Source organism: Halomonas sp. BLK-85, assembly GCF_044792155.1.
GTDB lineage: Bacteria > Pseudomonadota > Gammaproteobacteria > Pseudomonadales > Halomonadaceae > Vreelandella.
The window spans coordinates 683,886-700,692 of sequence record NZ_CP087731.1 but is presented as its reverse complement, the minus strand read 5'-3'; the positions used below and the strand labels follow the sequence as shown (position 1 = coordinate 700,692).

Below are 16,807 nucleotides of genomic sequence, written 5' to 3'. Positions count from 1 at the left end.
CTATTATGGTTATGCGCTCTGCCCACCGGGTAGAGCCATGATTCGATACTGTTGGTTCAATACTGTTGGTTCAATACTGTCAAACTGGCTTACCCAGTGCATGCTCTGCCTTGTACTGGTGCAAAAGAGCCACCGTTACAGTGAAACAGCAATGGCTCTGGAGCACTTGAAATGTCTGACTGGACATCGGGTTATGTGGCGGATATCAACTACACCTTCGGTTACTATGCTGAGCTGAATCCGCTCAGAATTGATCTGGCTTTTATCAATGCAGGCATTCGACCTCCCAAGGTCGTCAACGCCTGTGAGCTGGGCTTTGGCCAGGGTATGAGCATCAACCTGCATGCAGCGGCTTCAGGAATTAACTGGTATGGCACTGACTTCAACCCCAATCAGGCGGCGTTTGCCCGTGAAGTGGCCGGTGTGAGCCAGTCTGGGGCACAGTTGTTTGACGATGCCTTTGACCAGTTCTGTCAGAGAGACGACTTGCCAGCGTTTGATTTTATCGGCCTGCATGGCATCTGGAGCTGGATATCAGATGAAAACCGCGCGGTGGTTGTCGACTTCGTCCGCCGCAAGCTCAACGTCGGGGGTGTCCTCTTTATCAGCTACAATACACAGCCTGGCTGGGCGGCCATGGTTCCCATGCGTGAACTGCTGGTAGAACATTCAGAAGTGATGAGTGCTCCAGGCGTGGGCACCCTGGCACGGGTAGAGGATGCCATAACCTTTGCGGAGAAACTGGTTGAGCTGAACCCGCGTTTCTGCCAGGCCAATCCGCAGGTCAAGGGACGCATCGAGAAAATGCGCAATTACAACAAACACTACCTGGCCCATGAGTACTTCAACCGCGACTGGGAGCCAATGGGTTTCTCGAAAATGACCCACTGGCTGTCTTCAGCCAAGATGGACTGGACAGCATCCGCTCGCTATGCCGACGCGATTGATAGCATTCAGTTATCCCAGGATCAGCGCACCCTGCTTGAATCGATCAGCGATCCCATGTTCACCCAGACCGTGAGGGATTTCTGCGAAAATCGCCAATTCCGCACCGATTACTGGATCAAGGGTGGGCGACGTTTAAATCATCTTGAGAAGCAGGAAGCCCTGGATCAACTGAGAGTTATCATGATCACGCCGCGTGATCAAATTGCACTCAAGATCGAGGGCCTACAGGGGAACTTTGATCTTCCAGAATCCGTCTATTGCCCCATCCTCAATGTTCTTGACAATTATCAGCCCATCACGATCGCTGAGTTACGTTGGCAGCTAAAGGATGACACTGCCGCAGCCACTGCCTTGACCAGCGCCATCACTATCCTGGCGGCAAAAAATATCATTATGCCGGCTCAGCGAGACGCTGATATTGATGCCGCTCAGCCTGCAACCGAGAAACTTAATCGTTGGCTTCTCAACAGGTCGCGCACTTCTCAGGACATCACTTTCATGGCCAGCCCGGTCGTGGCCGGGGGTGTTGAGGTGGCACTGTTTCATCAGCTTTTTTTACTTTCGATAATGGAAGGTGCCAAGACCCCTGAGGACATGGCCAATACCGCCTGGGGGGTGCTGTCCGCCCAGAACAAGTGCCTGATCAAGGACGGCCAGTCGCTCTCCGGGGAACAGGATAATGTGGCTGAACTCATTCAGCATGCTGAGCGCTTCAGCAAACAGCAGCTGCCAATCTACACGGCACTGAAAATCATTCCGGCCTGAGGCTCATCGTTGCCCGTATGCAGTGGCCTACGGGCAACTGACTGTTTCTTTTCTGAAACTGCCTGGGTCAGTAACCGCCTACACCGCGCGGCGCATAGCCAAGGTTATTTTCTACCCGTGTCACGCCAGGTGTATTTTCAGCGGCAACTTCAATGGCTTTGCGCTGGTCGCTGGAATCAATCAGCCCCCATAGCTCGGCCACGCCATTACTTACTGTCACGCTGATCGCGGCAGATCTGACACCGGTGTTATCCTCAATCTCATCAAGAATGGCGTCGCGTATGGCACGGTCATCCTTGAGAGCGCCATCCGATGCAGCGGCTTCGGTGGCCAGGCCCTGCAGCAGGTTGGCACGGCTGACAATCCCCACCAGCTTGCCCTCCTTCAACACAGGGACCCGCTTGATACGGTGTTTCTCCAGCAGGCGGGCAATCTTGTGTAACGGTGCATCTTCTTCGATGGTCATGGGGTTGACGGTCATGACTTCATCCGCCTTGCGGCCATGGGTCTTGACGTAGTCAGCGGGATCTTTATGCCCCGCGAAAAGAGACAGCCACCAGGACGATTCTTTACTGTCCTCTTTTCGAATCCGTCTCATCAGGTCGCCCTCAGAGACAATGCCAACCACCTGATGGCTCTCGTCGATGACTGGCACAGCACTGATGTGATGGTTCAACAGCAATTGGGCAATTGCACTGACGTCTTCTTCTGGCCCCACGCTGATGACATCTTTGGTCATAATATCGACAGCTTGCATAGATACTCCTCAGCTTGTGCAGTATGCGTCCCATTCAAGACTTAAAAAATGAGCCATAGTCTCAGGTTAGCGCGCCTACCGGGGCTCTGCCATCTTCTTCCGGCAAATAACCCCGGACATTGACCTGGCGCATTCTTCAGGGTTTTTTATATCAGCGGATTATTGGTCTCCACCCTCGTGGCCATTGCTGGCATAAGCCTCACCGCTGGGCTCCCCTGGCGCATGGGGCGGGCGGCCGGCCGAAACGCTGGCGGGACGCTCTGTTGCTTGCCAACCCGCCGCTGCATGACCTTCCATACTGACGCTCAGGCGCGGTGCCCCCAGGTTCAGTTCCTGTGCTTCCATGCGCTGTTTGAGCAGCAGATTAAAGGCACGGGCCACATCCCACTGCATTTCCGGCGCCGTTTTAAAGCGCATTCGCAGGATCGGACAGCCTTCTTCAAACCCATTGATCCCCTGCATCTCCAGTGGTGACCAGATGTAGTGGCGCATCATGGGGTCCTGGCGAAGGGCGAGTGCGGTTTCCTGCATAAGGCTGATGGCGCTGTCGATTTTCATATCAAAAGGAATGCGGATTTTCATCAAGGCAATCCCGAACTGGCGTGACATATTGTGGATGGAATCGATCCGGCTGAAGGTAATGATATGCACAATGCCGTCCAGATCACGCAGACGCACGGTACGCAGGGTCAAGCCTTCGACGGTCCCCATGTGGCCGTTGATCTGGACAAAGTCATCAACGGCCAGCGAGTCTTCAATCACAATAAAAATACCGGTGATCAGATCCTGCACCAGGGTCTGGGCGCCAAAGCCAATGGCCAAACCAATCACACCGGCACCGGCCAGTAATGGCGTCACGTTGACGCCCAGGTTGGCAAGCCCGGCGATGCTGGCAATGATCAGGATAGTGACCAGTAGCACATTCCGAATCATCGGCGTGATTGTCTGGGCACGGGCCTGATTGACCCGCCTGCCGCGCGATCCCGCCGAGGTAATCAGTGCCCGCTGGATAGCCGTATCGGCCAGAATCCACACCAGCCAGGCAAGTAGGACAGTGGCCCCCAGGCTTAACAGCGCTTCTCCGATGCCGGCGCCGGCCAACCCTCGATGACCGATGCCAAACAGGGAACTGCTCCATACCTGCATAAAGAGTTCGGCAAAGATCACCCAGGACACAATATGGCCCAGCACGAACCCGAAGCGTTCAAGACGCTTGCGATATTGGCTGGTCCGCCGGCGATGACGATGCTTGCCTATCCGTTCTGCCTGACGCCTTAACAGCCCGGTGACCACCAGCGTCAACACCAGCAGGCTGGCCGAGACGATGGAACGGGCCAGCGCCGTTCCCACATCGCCCACCGAGATAAAAATGGCCAACAGCGAACCGCCTACCAGCAGTAGCGCCGGAATATGCCAGAGCCCACCGAGTGCCCGGCTGATTTCCACTGCTGTACTGGCATCGCGGCGAAGACGATAGGGCCGGTTGCAGATCAGGTGACGTATAGGACGTTTGAATTTGAAGATAAACCGTGCGGAAATCAGCGCCGCCAACATGTTGGCAAAAATAGACACCAGATTGGACAACTCACCACCCAGCATCTCGACCAGACGATTCGAGTTGACTGCATCGCCCAGGGCAATCAGGGCGCCAATCACAAACAGGCCGCGCAGCGCTTTTAACTGCAGAAGACGCACAGCAGTAAAGCGATGGCCACGGCTGAAAAAGGCAATGACCGTTTCAAATACCACTGACAATGCCCGACCGCACAGGCAAACATAGGCCAATACCAGCGCCGCCGTTCTTCCGGCGCTTTCAGGCAGTAATTGCCCCAACCCGAGGACGATGGCAAAAGAAAGTGCCCAGGGCAGCATCCGACGCAAGAAATGCACGGCCATCAGCCAGCCTTTGGGGTCACGGGGCAGGTCATGCGGCCAGCCTTTACGCGTGGCAATCATGCGGCCTATGGCGATCATCACGATCAACAGAATGGCCCAGATAGCCACCAGTACCAGACCATCAGCCGCAGTTCTGGCAAGTTCGCTCAGGGTGGCATTGCTGCCAAGCTGCCGCAGATCTTCGAGACCGTCATTGAGCTGCTGGTTCCATTTTTCCTGGGGGGAGCCGCCCTCCTGCGCCTGTTCACCGATGTCCGTCAGTGTTTCCGCCAGCGCCCCCAGCAATCCCTGGCGACTGATCACTTCCTCTTCAGCTGCAGCATTGACCGTCTGCAACTCTTTAAGCGAGTTCAATAACTGCTGGCGCTGCTCATTGCTTTCCAGCAGAGTGATCACATCCTCTAGCGAACGCTGGAACTCTTCCCGCGTCACCTCTTCTTCCTGAATGTCAGCTGTGCTGAACCCGGGAATAGAGACCATCTGGGCGTGCAACGTCGTCGTTGCCATCAGACTGGCCATTACTATGCCAAAGATAATGGCCATCTGGGCTATTGCTTTGTGCAGTCGCACGAATATCTCCTAACAGGTAATCACAAGCGCGTAGGCGCTCAAAAGCATGTCTTGCTTTATTGAGGTCTATGATAGGCTGAAGTCATGATTTGTGCAGCTCACAGGAACCAGAGATGACAGTTACGGCACCACCGATGGGCGCCAATAGCGACCATAAAACACGCAGCGTGGGCGTTGAAGTTGAATTCGCCGGATTGCCACCCCGCGAGACTGCCAACCTTGTACGCGAGCTTTTCGGTGGCACTATACAGGTTGATAGCCCACACCGCCTGCATGTTGGCGAAACGCGCTGGGGCGAATTCGGTATAGAGCTGGATACCCAATATGCCCATCCTGATGACGCCGTCCTGAACGAGCATGAATCACTGGATTCCGAGTGGGCAAGGCAGCAGCGCCAGTTCCGGATAGAGTTTCACCAGAAAACCCGTGAGCTGATCGGTGATGTCGTCACCGGATTAGTGCCCACGGAAATTGTCTGCCCGCCAGTTCCCTGGGATGAACTGGACACACTTGACCAACTTTTCGATGGCCTGCGAGAGCACGGGGCCAAAGGCACTGATGCCAGCCTGCTCTATGGGTTCGGCTTGCACCTAAACCCGGAAGTCGCCAGCAAGGACCCCGGTTACCTGCTGTCCATTCTCCGCGCCTACCTGCTGCTGGCGGCCTGGTTGAGAGAAGAGATCAAGGTCGACATAACCCGTGAGGTGCTCCCCCATGCCAACCCTTTTCCCAAGGAATATGCCTTGAAGATACTGGCTGCTGACTATCGGCCTGATCTGGATAACCTGATTGATGACTACCTGCACTATAATCCAACGCGTAACCGTGAACTGGACATGCTGCCACTGTTTGCCCACTTACGCCCGGACCATCCCCACGAACTGCTGCATAGCAAGCTGACCAAGCCACGCCCGACCTTCCATTACCGTCTGCCTAACGCCCAGCTGTCTGAACCGGGTTGGGGATCAGTCAGTGAGTGGAACCGCTGGGTGGAGGTTGAAAAGCTGGCAGCTGACCGCGACGCCCTCAGTCAGCGCTGTGCCGCTTACATCAGCGATCAACAGCGGCCTTTTTATCAACGCTGGGCTGACAAGGTGCAACACTGGTGGCAAAAACGCCGCTAGGCTAGCCGCCTTCCCAGAGCGCTCACACTTTTCGCTTCGCTGACAGGATGCCTTGCTTGATGCCACGCCCTTTGATAGGAATTACGACGTCTGATCAAAAAAGCCGACTGGCCTGGTGCTTTGACTGGTTTGCCGTATGGCGCCATGGTGGCCGCCCTTTAAGACTCTCCCCCAAACGCCCCAGGCCAACGCAGCTGGATGGCCTGATTATCGGCGGCGGCGATGATATCCAGGCGCATCTCTATGATGCTGAAGTACAGCTGGATGTGCGGGTTGATCCCGAGCGTGATGAACTGGAACTGGCGCTACTCGAGCGTTTTATTCCCCAGCACACGCCGGTACTCGGCATCTGCCGGGGTGCTCAGTTGATCAATGTCCACCTTGGCGGCACCCTGGATCCGGACATCCATACCACTCACGAGGGGCTGAAACGCAGGCGGACCGTGCTACCCCGCAAGACAGTGGATATCGTCGGCGATAGCCAGCTACACCGTCTGCTGGGCGTCACCTGGTGTCGCGTCAACAGCCTGCATCATCAGGCGGTTAACAAGGCAGGCACCGGCGTCAGCATCGTTGCCCGTGACCGCGATGGGCTGGTGCAGGGAATTGAATCCGAGGCGCATGATTTTCTGATAGGCGTACAGTGGCACCCTGAATGGTTGATTTTCAACCGTCCTCAACAACGCCTGATCAGTGCTCTGGTGGAAGCCGCCAGACGCCGCTCAACCGGTTAATCCAGCGCAGCCAGGGCCGCGTCATAATCAGGCTCCTGTTTCACTTCAGCCACCAGCTCACTATGCAGGACCGTGTTATCCACATCCAGCACCACGACGGCACGCGCACATAGCCCTTCCATCACATTGCCATGAAAGGCAACGCCCCAGGTTTCCCGGAATCCGGGATGACGAAAGGTTGAGAGCGTCTTAACGTCATCCAGGCCTTCAGCGCCACAGAAACGCTTGGCGGCAAAGGGCAGGTCAGCCGATACCACCAGCACCACGGTATCTGCCAAGCCGGAGGCCAGCTCATTAAAACGACGTGTGGATACCGCGCAGGTGGGGGTATCCACACTGGGGATGATATTGAGCACCTTACGCTGGCCCGCAAAATTTTCGAGGGTTACATCTTTGAGGTCTGTATTCGTCAAGGTGAAAGAGGGCGCTTTTTGTCCAGTACTGGGCACTTCGCCCTTCACTTCCATGGGCTCACCGGCGCGCGTTACATATGGCATCATTGACTCTCTGTGTTGGGACAGGCTGCAGGCCTGAATAGTTGATTTTTATGCAAAGTGACATACAGGAATATCCATGCCCGTACCTCCCGCTGTCAACACACTGGTGATTGTCAAAACCGGCGATGCCTTTGCCGACGTCATCGCTGCTCATGGCGATTTCGAGACGCTGTTTGAAAATCAGCTGGCAACCGCCCTGCCTTCAGGTATGCGGCTGGCGATACTCAATGCCCCCCGAGAGCCTTCCCTGCCCGCCCCCGCTACCCTTGCAGGTATCGTGATTACCGGCTCTCACAGCATGGTCAGTGACGCCGAGCCCTGGAGCGAACGCCTGAAACCCTGGCTACAGCAAGCACTAAGCGCCAACGTTCCGATACTCGGCGTCTGTTATGGCCATCAGCTGATGGCCTCTGCCTTTGGCGGTTTGAGCGATTACCATCCTGATGGGCGCGAATCAGGCACCCATGACGTCCAGCTCACCGCAGAAGGCAAAACCGACCCCCTGTTCCGTCAGCTCCCCATGAGGTTTCCTGCGCATCTCACTCATGCCCAGACAGTGCTTGAAAAGCCGGATTGCGCCACCGTATTGGCGGCTAACGCCCATGATGCCCACCAGGCACTGCGCTTCGGGCCACGCCAGTGGAGCGTGCAGTTTCATCCTGAGTTCACCCAGGCGGTCATGCATGCTTATCTGGAACATCAGACCGAGGCGCTGCAGCAGCAAAGCATGGATACCGAAGCGCTGCATCGCTCAGTGCAGGAAACCCCGGAGGCCACTGGACTGTTGACGCGCTTTCTCGACTTTATCGATGCCTAGAATAAGCCGCCTGAGAGGGAAATGTTGCTCTTGGTGTCGTCACCTTTTTCTCAGCGGGTAGAGCCGTCAGGGTCTGTAATATCCGTGATCCAGGTCAGGGCCGCCACGGCTGCAGGAAAGCCGACAGTGGGAATGGCCAGCATGGCTACTTGTTTAAGCGCTTCAGGCGTCACGCCTTCTGCCAGGGCACGCCGGGTATGTGAATGCACGGCCCCTTCTGACCCCGTGCCTATAGCCAATGATAATTTGATCAGGCGACGCTTACCTTCATCAAGCGGCCCTGCATTGGCACATGCCTTGCCAAGGGAAGCATAGGCTTCCCAAATTTCAGGATACTGCTCAGCCACATCACCCGCGCCGGAAGGCAAGTCCTGTTTTTTCATCCTGTTACTCCTCAATAAACGCCTGTCTTTTCAAGCTGCATGGCATCGCCGTTACGATCAAACGCCACCATACGTGTAATGTCTCCGCTCTGTACCGCTTTCACCAGGTGAGACAGGCGGGTTTCGATCACATCATCATTGCCAGGATGATCCATGGCAGCTACCAGCGCAATGTCCCAATCCACCCCTGTCAAACGCGACTCTTCTACCAGATCGCTCATGTGGTCGATTTCAGTGGGACATTTATCCACACACAGCACCGGCATCAAAACACCGCCTTCGCCCTGGGCCACGTTCTGGCGTTGTTTATCGGTGGGCAGGTCTGGTAGTTCTGCACGGGTCAAAACAAACAGTAAACACTGCGGCACCGGTTGCCGGCGAGCTTCGTGAATCAGGTCATCCAGGGTTGTCAGCATAGCGGCCTCGTCAGTTTTTAAAAGTGGCGTTTGATAGGTCGTGGCTGCCAGTTGATTCAGGCAACCAGACGTGTTTCTACTGCATCAGGGCGCCGCCGCTGTCATCATCCAGTGCAACCCCTTCAACGCCAATCTCCGCTTCAAGCGCCAGCAGGTAATGGCGTAGGCCGCGTCGGGTGGCCTGTTCGTGGAGGCTAAGGCGAACCTTGTCAGCCACGTCCTGATACGGCAGACGCTTGCCTTCTTCACGCCCGTCAATGATTACCAGGTGCCAACCGTAGCGGGATGCCAAGGGCTTTTCATGGAGCCCCAGGGGCAGGTGATGCAGGGCACGATCAAGCTCCTCCACGGTTTGCCCCGGGGCAAGCCAGCCTAGCTCGCCGCCCTGCTCACCTGATGGGCACACCGAATGGCGCTGGGCAAATTCAGTGAAGCGCTCAGGATGCTGGGCAAGGGTTTCCAGCAGGCTGACGCCCTGGTGGTACTGCTTGTCGCGGGTTTCCGCATCATCCGGAGCGGCGGCCAGCAAAATATGCCGGACATTGACTCGGGTGGGTGTGCTGAAACGTTCCGGGTGGGTGGCGTGAAATCGTTCACAATCCTGCTCCGAAGGCTGCGGTACCGCCAGTTCACGCTCCAACAATTCGGCCACGGCGCTGTCTTCATCCGCGTCGCATGTCAGAAGCCCTAGCCGCTCGGCACGCTGGCTAAGTAGTTCACGCACTACCAGCGCCCGCGCTGCCTTGAGCTGGGCACTGCCAGCACTGTCGGCCGGATGATACTGCATTTCGTGGGCGATTTCGCTTTCGAGAATTTCTCGCCCACCTACCTTCACCGGTGGGGGCGCGGTGGCCCCCGGTAGCTGTTCAATATCAATCATTTGCATCTTGGCTTTCCTCTCTCAAGCGCTGTTCTCAAGCCCGTTTACGAACCAGCTGATAACGGCGGGTAACGTAACCAAAAGGGACGCTCCAGACATGTACCAGGCGAGTGAACGGGAACAGCATGATGATGGTAATGCCTGAGAAGATATGCACCTTGTAGATCCAGGAGACTTCGGCCATGTAGTCAGCCGCACCGCCACTGAAGAAGATGATCGACTGTGCCCAGCTGGAAAGTGTCAGCATCATCTCACCATCCAGGTGGCCCAACGAGAAGAAGATGGTTACCATCCCCAGAGCAGCCTGGGAGACAATCAACGCCAGAATGACAGTATCCATAATGTGCGAAGAAGCGCGTACCTTGGGGTTGAACAGACGACGGTAGAGCAGCATGAGCCCACCCGCCAGACAGGCAAGCCCCGCGGCCCCGCCTACCACGATGGCAATGATCTGCTTGGTGCCCGCATGCAGGAAGGGTGCGTAGACCCAGTGCGGTGTCAGCATACCGACCAGATGACCAAAGAAAATCGTTATGATACCGATATGGAACAGGTTACTGGCCAGGCGCATGTTCTTCGACGACAGCATCTGGCTGGAGCCGGTTTTCCAGGTGTACTGGCCGTGATCAAAGCGGATCAGGCTGCCCAACAAAAACACCGTGCCCGCCAGGTAAGGATAGTAGCCATAGAGTAAATGCTGCAGGTATTCGCTAAACATGACAGTTCTCCTTTAGCGATCTAAGCCTTGCCCGGCATTGTGTGGGCTGGGCATGATGGTAATGGGGTCACTGGGAACGGCGTTCTTGCGTTCGGCAAGCCGCCGCCCTTCCGCCGATTGCAGGGCACAATCCTGATCCGATTCGGCAGAAAAACGCACTGCCTCCTCTTCCCAGACAGCATCCAGTGCTTCGGGGGTATCGTCAGGTACTTCTGCCTTAACCTCGTCACGGTGGTCATCGATATCCGCTTCAGCGCCAATCAGTGCCAGCAGCGCATAGGTCACCAGGGCGTGCTCGGCGTCGCGCTCTTCCAGGCGAGCGGTCAGCAGCGCCAGGATGTGGCGGATTTCGCCCAGCCAGCGGGCAATTTCCGCTTCTGGCCGAGTGGACAGGTACTCCAGAAACAGCGGCAGATAGTCCGGCAGTTCCCGGGCATCCAGCTCAAAGCCCGCAACGTTATATTCATTCATAAGGTCGACCATGGCCTGGCCACGATCGCGTGACTCCCCGTGAACGTGCTCGAACAGCAACAGCGAGACTGACCGCCCCTTGTCGAACAGCGCTACGTACTCAGCCTGCAGGTCAAGCAGTTCTGCCTCGGAAATGCGCTGACACCAGGCGCTCAATTTGGCACGTAATGCCGGCTGCCAGCGCTTTTCCGCATCAATAAGCGCCACCAACTCGCTGGCAGCCTGCTGCAACTCTTCGCTGGGGTAATCCAGCAGGCGCGCCAGAACGCGCAGGCTGAGCATTTCTTTATGTGCTTCGGGCAGCCAATGTTCGGCTGCCGGGGCGGTATTACCCATGACGGGCCTCCTCGCTCTGTGCATGCGGGTCGAAGGTTTCCACCGGCTTGACCATGGTGGCGGTCGTTTCGCGACCATTGAACAGGCTGGGCGAGCTTTCGCCATGACAGCCATCGCCAAAGGTGAAGCCACAGCCGCCACGTTCGGGGAAGGCATCGGTGGCCATTTCCCGGTGGCTAGTGGGAATCACAAAACGGTCTTCGTAATTGGCAATCGCCAGGTAGCGGTACATGTCTTCAACCTGAGCTTCGCTGAGGCCTACCTCCTCCAGGACCTCGTCATTGGTCTGCCCTTCCACGTGCTTGCCGCGCATATAGAGGCGCATCGCCATCAACCGCTTGAGCGCCAGTACCACAGGGGCTTCTTCACCGGCGGTGAGCATGTTGGCGAGGTACTTCACCGGAATACGCAGAGATTCAATATTCGGCATTACCCCATCAAACTCGACGTTGCCTGCTTCTGCCGCTGACTGGATTGGTGACAACGGCGGCACGTACCAGACCATCGGCAGAGTGCGGTATTCCGGGTGCAGCGGCAACGCAAGGCCCCAGTCCATTGCCAGCTTGTAGACCGGTGATTCCTGTGCCGCCTGAATGACGTTATCGGCAATACCGTCTTTTTTCGCCTGGGCGATTACTTCAGGATCATGCGGGTCGAGGAAAATCTCACACTGACGATGGTAGAGATCCTGCTCGCTGGGAGAGCTGGCCACTTCTTCAATGCGGTCAGCGTCGTACAGCAGGACCCCCAGGTAACGGATACGCCCCACGCAGGTTTCCGAGCAGATGGTCGGCTGGCCGGATTCGATACGCGGATAGCAGAAAATACACTTCTCGGATTTACCGCTTTTCCAGTTGTAGTAGATCTTCTTGTAGGGGCAGCCGGAGATACACATCCGCCAGCCCCGGCACTTGTCCTGGTCGATCAGGACGATGCCGTCTTCTTCGCGCTTGTAGATGGCACCACTCGGGCAACTGGCCACACAGGTTGGGTTAAGACAGTGCTCGCACAGGCGAGGCAGGTACATCATGAAGGTGTTTTCAAACTGGCCATAGATATCGGCCTGCACCTTCTCAAAGTTCATATCCTTACGCCGCTTGGCAAACTCGGTTCCCAGAATTTCTTCCCAGTTGGGGCCCCATTCGATCTTTTCCATGCGCTCGCCGGAGATCAGCGAACGCGGCCGCGCGGTGGGCATATGCACGCCCTGCTTGGCGCTATGCAAATGCTCGTAATCAAAGGTGAAGGGCTCGTAATAATCGTCCACCTCAGGAAGGTCGGGGTTGGCAAAGATATTCGCCAGCACTCGCCACTTCCCGCCGATACGCGGTTCGATCTTGCCATCGGACTTGCGCATCCAGCCGCCCTTCCATTTTTTCTGATTTTCCCACTCCTTGGGATAACCGATGCCGGGCTTGGTCTCGACGTTGTTGAACCAGGCGTATTCGACGCCTTCACGGCTGGTCCAGACGTTCTTGCAGGTCACCGAGCAGGTGTGACAGCCGATGCACTTGTCGAGGTTGAGGACCATGCCTACTTGTGAGCGAATCTTCATTTCACGGCCTCCTGGACGTAATCGTTACCTTCACCATCGAGCCAGTCGATGTGCTTCATCTTGCGCACCAGCACGAACTCGTCACGGTTGGAGCCCACGGTGCCGTAGTAATTGAAGCTGTAAGAGAGCTGCGCGTAGCCGCCGATCATATGGGTCGGCTTGGGACAGACACGGGTGACCGAGTTGTGGATGCCGCCACGGGTGCCGGTAATTTCCGAACCGGGCACATTCACAATGCGCTCCTGGGCGTGGTACATCATCACCATGCCCACCTTGATGCGTTGGCTGACCACGGCGCGGGCGGCAATCGAGCCGTTGGCGTTGTAGACTTCAAGCCAGTCGTTGTCTTCTATGCCGATCTCCGCTGCATCGTCTTCCGAGAGCCATACCACAGGGCCGCCCCGGTTGAGGGTGAGCATCATCAGGTTGTCGGAGTAGGTCGAGTGAATCCCCCATTTCTGGTGCGGCGTGAGGAAGTTCAGCGCCTTGCTCTTGTAGCCGTTATCCGCTGGCAACTGGAAGTTCTCTGCCGCCTTGGTATTGATCGGCGGGCGGTAGACGAGCAGGCTTTCGCCGAAGTCGCGCATCCAGGCGTGATCCTGATAGAACTGCTGACGGCCGCTCACCGTGCGCCATGGAATCAGCTCATGCACGTTGGTGTAACCGGCGTTGTAGGATACATGCTCATCTTCCAGGCCAGACCAGGTGGGGCTGGAAATAATCTTGCGCGGCTGGGCGACGATATCCCGAAAGCGGATTTTCTCGTCTTCCTTGGGGTGCGCAAGGTGAGCATGCTCGCGGCCGGTGATTTTCGACAGTGCTTCCCAGGCCTTGACGGCCACCTGGCCGTTGGTCTCGGGAGCCAGGGTCAGCACGGTTTCTGCTGCATCAATGGCAGTTTCGATACTCGGGCGTCCTTTCGAAGAGCCTTCCAGCTTACGATGGTTCAGCTTGCCGAGAAGCTCGACTTCAGCATCCGTGTTCCAGTTGATGCCCTTGCCGCCGTTGCCGAGCTTTTCCAGCGCCGGGCCAAGCGAAGTGAAACGCTCATAGGTTTCCGGGTAATTGCGCTGCACTTCCAGCAGGGCTGGCATGGTCTTGCCGGGAATTGGCTCGCACTCGCCTTTTTTCCAGTCCTTGACGTCCACCTGAGCCAGCTCGCCAGGGGAGTCATGCTGCATCGGCAGTGTAACCAGATCAGTCTCTTCACCCAGATGGCCAACACAAACCTTGGAGAACGCCTTGGCAATGCCCTTGTAAATATCCCAGTCACTGCGTGATTCCCAGGCTGGATCGGTGGCCGCGGTCAGCGGGTGGATAAAGGGATGCATATCCGAGGTATTAAGGTCGTTCTTCTCGTACCAAGTAGCGGTTGGCAGCACGACATCCGAGAACATGCAGGTGGTGGACATACGGAAGTCCAGGGTCACCAGCAGGTCGAGCTTGCCTTCTGGCGCCTCATCAAGCCACTTCACCTCTTCCGGCTTCTGGCCGCCGAAATCGCCCAGATCCTTGCCCTGAATACCGTGGCGGGTGCCCAGTAAATACTTGAGCATATACTCATGCCCCTTTCCGGAGCTGCCCAGCAGGTTCGAGCGCCAGATAAACATGTTACGCGGGAAGTTCTGGGGGTTATCCGGATCTTCGGCCGCAAACGCCAGCTCACCTTTTTTAAGCTGCTCAACGGCGTATTCCTTGGTGCTCATGCCGGTCGCCTTGGCTGCTTCGGCGATTCGCAGCGGATTGGTACCCAGCTGGGGCGCTGAAGGCAACCAGCCCATGCGTTCGGCGCGCACGTTATAATCAATCAGGCTGCCGGTGTGGCGTGAGGTATCCGCCAAAGGGGAGAGAATTTCCTTGATTTCCAGCTTTTCGTAGCGCCACTGGGAAGAGTGGTTGTAGAAGAAAGAGGTCGAGTTCATGTGACGCGGTGGGCGCGTCCAGTCCAGGCCAAAGGCCAGCGGCAGCCAGCCGGTCTGCGGGCGTAGCTTTTCCTGGCCAACATAGTGGGCCCAGCCGCCCCCGCTCTGACCGATACAACCGCACATCACCAGCATGTTGATCAGACCACGGTAGTTCATGTCCATGTGGTACCAGTGGTTCATACCGGCACCGACAATGATCATACTGCGGCCTTGGGTCTTGTGGGCATTGTCAGCGAATTCACGACCAATACGCGCGGCCTGCTGGGCAGGTACGCCAGTGATCTTTTCCTGCCAGGCCGGGGTATACGGCTTGACCTGGTCGTATGAGGTAGCGCCGTCGTCTTCACCGTCCTTACCAAAGCCACGGTCAATCCCATAATTGGCACACATCAGATCAAAGACGGTGACTGCCAGAATCTGGCTGCCGTCTGCCTTCTGCATCTTTTTGGCAGGCAGGCAATGATAAAGACGGTCGCCGCTTGCGCCTTCCACGTGGGCAAAGTGATCGTGCTCGATGCCGCCAAAGTAGGGGAAGGCCACCCGAGCCACTACGTCATGGGCCTTAGCCAGGGTCAACAGCGGCTTGATCTCTGCGCCGTCGGCATCCAGCGGTTCCAGGTTCCATTTACCCTGGTTGATTTCTTCTTCATTCCAGCGGAAACCAATTGAGCCCCGTGGCACCACCAGCTGGTCGCGATTTTCATCCCAGACAACGGTTTTCCATTCTGGGTTATTGTCCTGACCCATGTTGTCGGTAAAGTCCGCCGCGCGTAGCTGACGGCCCGGCACCAGAGTGCCGTCTTCGCGGGTTTCCAGTTCCACCAGAAACGGCATATCGGTGTACTGACGCACATAGTCAGTAAAGTAGGCACTGGGGTTTTCAAGGTGGAATTCCTTGAGAATCACGTGCCCCATGGCCATGGCCAGGGCGGCATCAGTGCCCTGCTTGGCGGAGAGCCATTCATCGGTCAGCTTGGAGACTTCGGCGTAATCCGGCGTGATGGAGACTGTCTTGGTGCCCTTGTAGCGCACTTCGGTGAAGAAGTGGGCATCCGGCGTGCGCGTTTGCGGCACGTTGGAGCCCCAGGCAATGATATAACCGGAGTTGTACCAATCGGCGGATTCCGGCACGTCGGTCTGCTCACCCCAGGTCTGGGGGCTGGCCGGTGGCAGATCGCAGTACCAGTCGTAGAAGCTCATGCACACGCCGCCAATCAAGGAGAGATAGCGGCTACCAGCGGCATAGCTAACCATCGACATGGCAGGAATCGGCGAGAAACCGATGATACGATCGGGCCCAAACTGCTTGGCAGTGTAGACGTTGGAAGCAGCAATCAGCTCGTTGAGCTCATCCCAGTCGGCACGCACAAAGCCGCCCATACCGCGAGCACGCTTGTACTGCTTGGTTTTTTCTGGGTCGGAAACAATGTACTCCCAGGCGTCCACCGGGTCTTTTTTTAGTGCCAGCGCTTCACGCCACAGCTTGATCAGGGTGGCGCGCACCAGCGGGTGCTTGAGACGGTTGGCGCTATACAGGTACCAGGAATAGCTGGCTCCCCGTGGGCAGCCACGCGGCTCATGATTAGGCAGGTCAGGGCGGGTACGCGGGTAATCAGTCTGCTGAGTTTCCCAGGTGACCAGGCCATTCTTGACGTAGATTTTCCAGCTGCATGAGCCGGTGCAGTTGACCCCGTGGGTCGAACGCACCACCTTGTCATGCTGCCAGCGGCGACGATAGCTGTCTTCCCACTGACGATCTTCCTGGCGCACTTCGCCGTGGTCGTTGGCAAAGGGCTCGCGCGCTTTGCGGAAAAAATTCAGCCGATCAATGAAATGACTCATGGTCGATCTCCAGGCTTATTTGATGTAAGCAATTACCTGATATACAGGTACCTTGGAAACCAATTCTGGGTGATATCGCGGGCAATTTCTGCCAGGTTACCTCCATATAACCCCCCTCTACCTCTAAGGGGATAGCCAGTCCTACTATCTGGAGATAGACGCACAACAAAGGC

At 56.7% G+C, this 16,807-nt stretch carries 14 protein-coding genes; 4 read left to right on the top strand and 10 right to left on the bottom strand.

The annotated features are described in order from the left end of the window. Positions 1-171 precede the first annotated feature (171 nt). Complete coding sequence (locus tag LL947_RS03065) at positions 172-1,713, top strand: methyltransferase regulatory domain-containing protein (RefSeq protein WP_499833917.1); 1,542 nt, start codon at positions 172-174, stop codon at positions 1,711-1,713. Between the two features lie 67 nt (positions 1,714-1,780). Here the strand turns inward: LL947_RS03065 and LL947_RS03060 are convergent, their stop codons facing one another. Continuing rightward, positions 1,781-2,470 carry a CBS domain-containing protein gene (locus LL947_RS03060; RefSeq protein ID WP_499833916.1) on the bottom strand — a complete coding sequence of 230 codons (690 nt, stop codon included), beginning with the start codon at positions 2,468-2,470 and terminating at the stop codon, positions 1,781-1,783. A 159-nt stretch (positions 2,471-2,629) separates the two neighbouring features. Next, the gene (locus LL947_RS03055) at positions 2,630-4,909 is read right to left on the bottom strand and encodes a mechanosensitive ion channel domain-containing protein (protein WP_404417857.1); all 2,280 of its coding nucleotides are present in this window, start codon (positions 4,907-4,909) and stop codon (positions 2,630-2,632) included. Between the two features lie 140 nt (positions 4,910-5,049). Between LL947_RS03055 and LL947_RS03050 the strand changes: the two genes are divergently transcribed. Further along, positions 5,050-6,060, top strand: coding sequence for an amidoligase family protein (locus LL947_RS03050; RefSeq protein ID WP_499833915.1), 1,011 nt, complete (start codon positions 5,050-5,052; stop codon positions 6,058-6,060). Positions 6,061-6,119: 59 nt separating this feature from the next. After that, a complete protein-coding gene (locus LL947_RS03045) occupies positions 6,120-6,794 on the top strand; it encodes a gamma-glutamyl-gamma-aminobutyrate hydrolase family protein (RefSeq protein WP_290821594.1) in 675 nt (224 codons plus the stop codon). Here LL947_RS03045 and tpx read toward each other — a convergent pair. After that, positions 6,791-7,291, bottom strand: coding sequence for a thiol peroxidase (tpx, locus tag LL947_RS03040; protein WP_499834365.1), 501 nt, complete (start codon positions 7,289-7,291; stop codon positions 6,791-6,793). The two genes, LL947_RS03045 and tpx, sit on opposite strands and share 4 nt — an antisense overlap. A gap of 76 nt (positions 7,292-7,367) precedes the next feature. Here tpx and LL947_RS03035 point away from each other — a divergent pair, with 76 nt between their 5' ends. Next, positions 7,368-8,108, top strand: a complete 741-nt coding sequence (locus LL947_RS03035) for a glutamine amidotransferase (RefSeq protein WP_499833914.1) — start codon at positions 7,368-7,370, stop codon at positions 8,106-8,108. A gap of 50 nt (positions 8,109-8,158) precedes the next feature. Here LL947_RS03035 and LL947_RS03030 read toward each other — a convergent pair whose 3' ends face one another. The 7 genes from LL947_RS03030 to LL947_RS03000 all read right to left on the bottom strand — a co-directional run bounded on the left by LL947_RS03030 (position 8,159) and on the right by LL947_RS03000 (position 16,634). Next, entirely contained in the window at positions 8,159-8,491 is a 333-nt protein-coding gene (locus LL947_RS03030; RefSeq protein WP_499833913.1) for a carboxymuconolactone decarboxylase family protein, read from the bottom strand. A gap of 11 nt (positions 8,492-8,502) precedes the next feature. Continuing rightward, on the bottom strand, positions 8,503-8,907 hold the full coding sequence (locus tag LL947_RS03025) for a ribonucleotide reductase subunit alpha (RefSeq protein WP_499833912.1): 405 nt from the start codon (positions 8,905-8,907) through the stop codon (positions 8,503-8,505). A 76-nt stretch (positions 8,908-8,983) separates the two neighbouring features. Beyond that, positions 8,984-9,793 (bottom strand): peptidylprolyl isomerase, encoded by an 810-nt coding sequence (locus LL947_RS03020; RefSeq protein WP_499833911.1) that lies wholly within the window; start codon positions 9,791-9,793, stop codon positions 8,984-8,986. A 28-nt stretch (positions 9,794-9,821) separates the two neighbouring features. Then, positions 9,822-10,505, bottom strand: a complete 684-nt coding sequence (gene narI, locus LL947_RS03015) for a respiratory nitrate reductase subunit gamma (RefSeq protein WP_499833910.1) — start codon at positions 10,503-10,505, stop codon at positions 9,822-9,824. 12 nt (positions 10,506-10,517) lie between these two features. Beyond that, the gene (narJ, locus tag LL947_RS03010; protein WP_499833909.1) at positions 10,518-11,312 is read right to left on the bottom strand and encodes a nitrate reductase molybdenum cofactor assembly chaperone; all 795 of its coding nucleotides are present in this window, start codon (positions 11,310-11,312) and stop codon (positions 10,518-10,520) included. Beyond that, on the bottom strand, positions 11,305-12,867 hold the full coding sequence (narH, locus tag LL947_RS03005) for a nitrate reductase subunit beta (RefSeq protein ID WP_499833908.1): 1,563 nt from the start codon (positions 12,865-12,867) through the stop codon (positions 11,305-11,307). The genes narJ and narH overlap by 8 nt, the downstream gene beginning before the upstream one ends. After that, positions 12,864-16,634, bottom strand: a complete 3,771-nt coding sequence (locus LL947_RS03000; protein ID WP_499833907.1) for a nitrate reductase subunit alpha — start codon at positions 16,632-16,634, stop codon at positions 12,864-12,866. Before LL947_RS03000 ends, narH begins: the two co-directional genes overlap by 4 nt. Positions 16,635-16,807 lie beyond the last annotated feature (173 nt).

Coding starts and splice junctions, on each gene's coding strand:
- narJ (WP_499833909.1), bottom strand. CDS start 11,312: ATGGGTAATACCGCCCCGGCAGCCGAACATTGGCTGCCCGAAGCACAT.
- LL947_RS03055 (WP_404417857.1), bottom strand. CDS start 4,909: ATGGCCATTATCTTTGGCATAGTAATGGCCAGTCTGATGGCAACGACG.
- LL947_RS03000 (WP_499833907.1), bottom strand. CDS start 16,634: ATGAGTCATTTCATTGATCGGCTGAATTTTTTCCGCAAAGCGCGCGAG.
- LL947_RS03065 (WP_499833917.1), top strand. CDS start 172: ATGTCTGACTGGACATCGGGTTATGTGGCGGATATCAACTACACCTTC.
- narH (WP_499833908.1), bottom strand. CDS start 12,867: ATGAAGATTCGCTCACAAGTAGGCATGGTCCTCAACCTCGACAAGTGC.
- LL947_RS03025 (WP_499833912.1), bottom strand. CDS start 8,907: ATGCTGACAACCCTGGATGACCTGATTCACGAAGCTCGCCGGCAACCG.
- tpx (WP_499834365.1), bottom strand. CDS start 7,291: ATGCCATATGTAACGCGCGCCGGTGAGCCCATGGAAGTGAAGGGCGAA.
- LL947_RS03045 (WP_290821594.1), top strand. CDS start 6,120: ATGCCACGCCCTTTGATAGGAATTACGACGTCTGATCAAAAAAGCCGA.
- LL947_RS03060 (WP_499833916.1), bottom strand. CDS start 2,470: ATGCAAGCTGTCGATATTATGACCAAAGATGTCATCAGCGTGGGGCCA.
- LL947_RS03020 (WP_499833911.1), bottom strand. CDS start 9,793: ATGCAAATGATTGATATTGAACAGCTACCGGGGGCCACCGCGCCCCCA.
- LL947_RS03035 (WP_499833914.1), top strand. CDS start 7,368: ATGCCCGTACCTCCCGCTGTCAACACACTGGTGATTGTCAAAACCGGC.
- LL947_RS03030 (WP_499833913.1), bottom strand. CDS start 8,491: ATGAAAAAACAGGACTTGCCTTCCGGCGCGGGTGATGTGGCTGAGCAG.
- LL947_RS03050 (WP_499833915.1), top strand. CDS start 5,050: ATGACAGTTACGGCACCACCGATGGGCGCCAATAGCGACCATAAAACA.
- narI (WP_499833910.1), bottom strand. CDS start 10,505: ATGTTTAGCGAATACCTGCAGCATTTACTCTATGGCTACTATCCTTAC.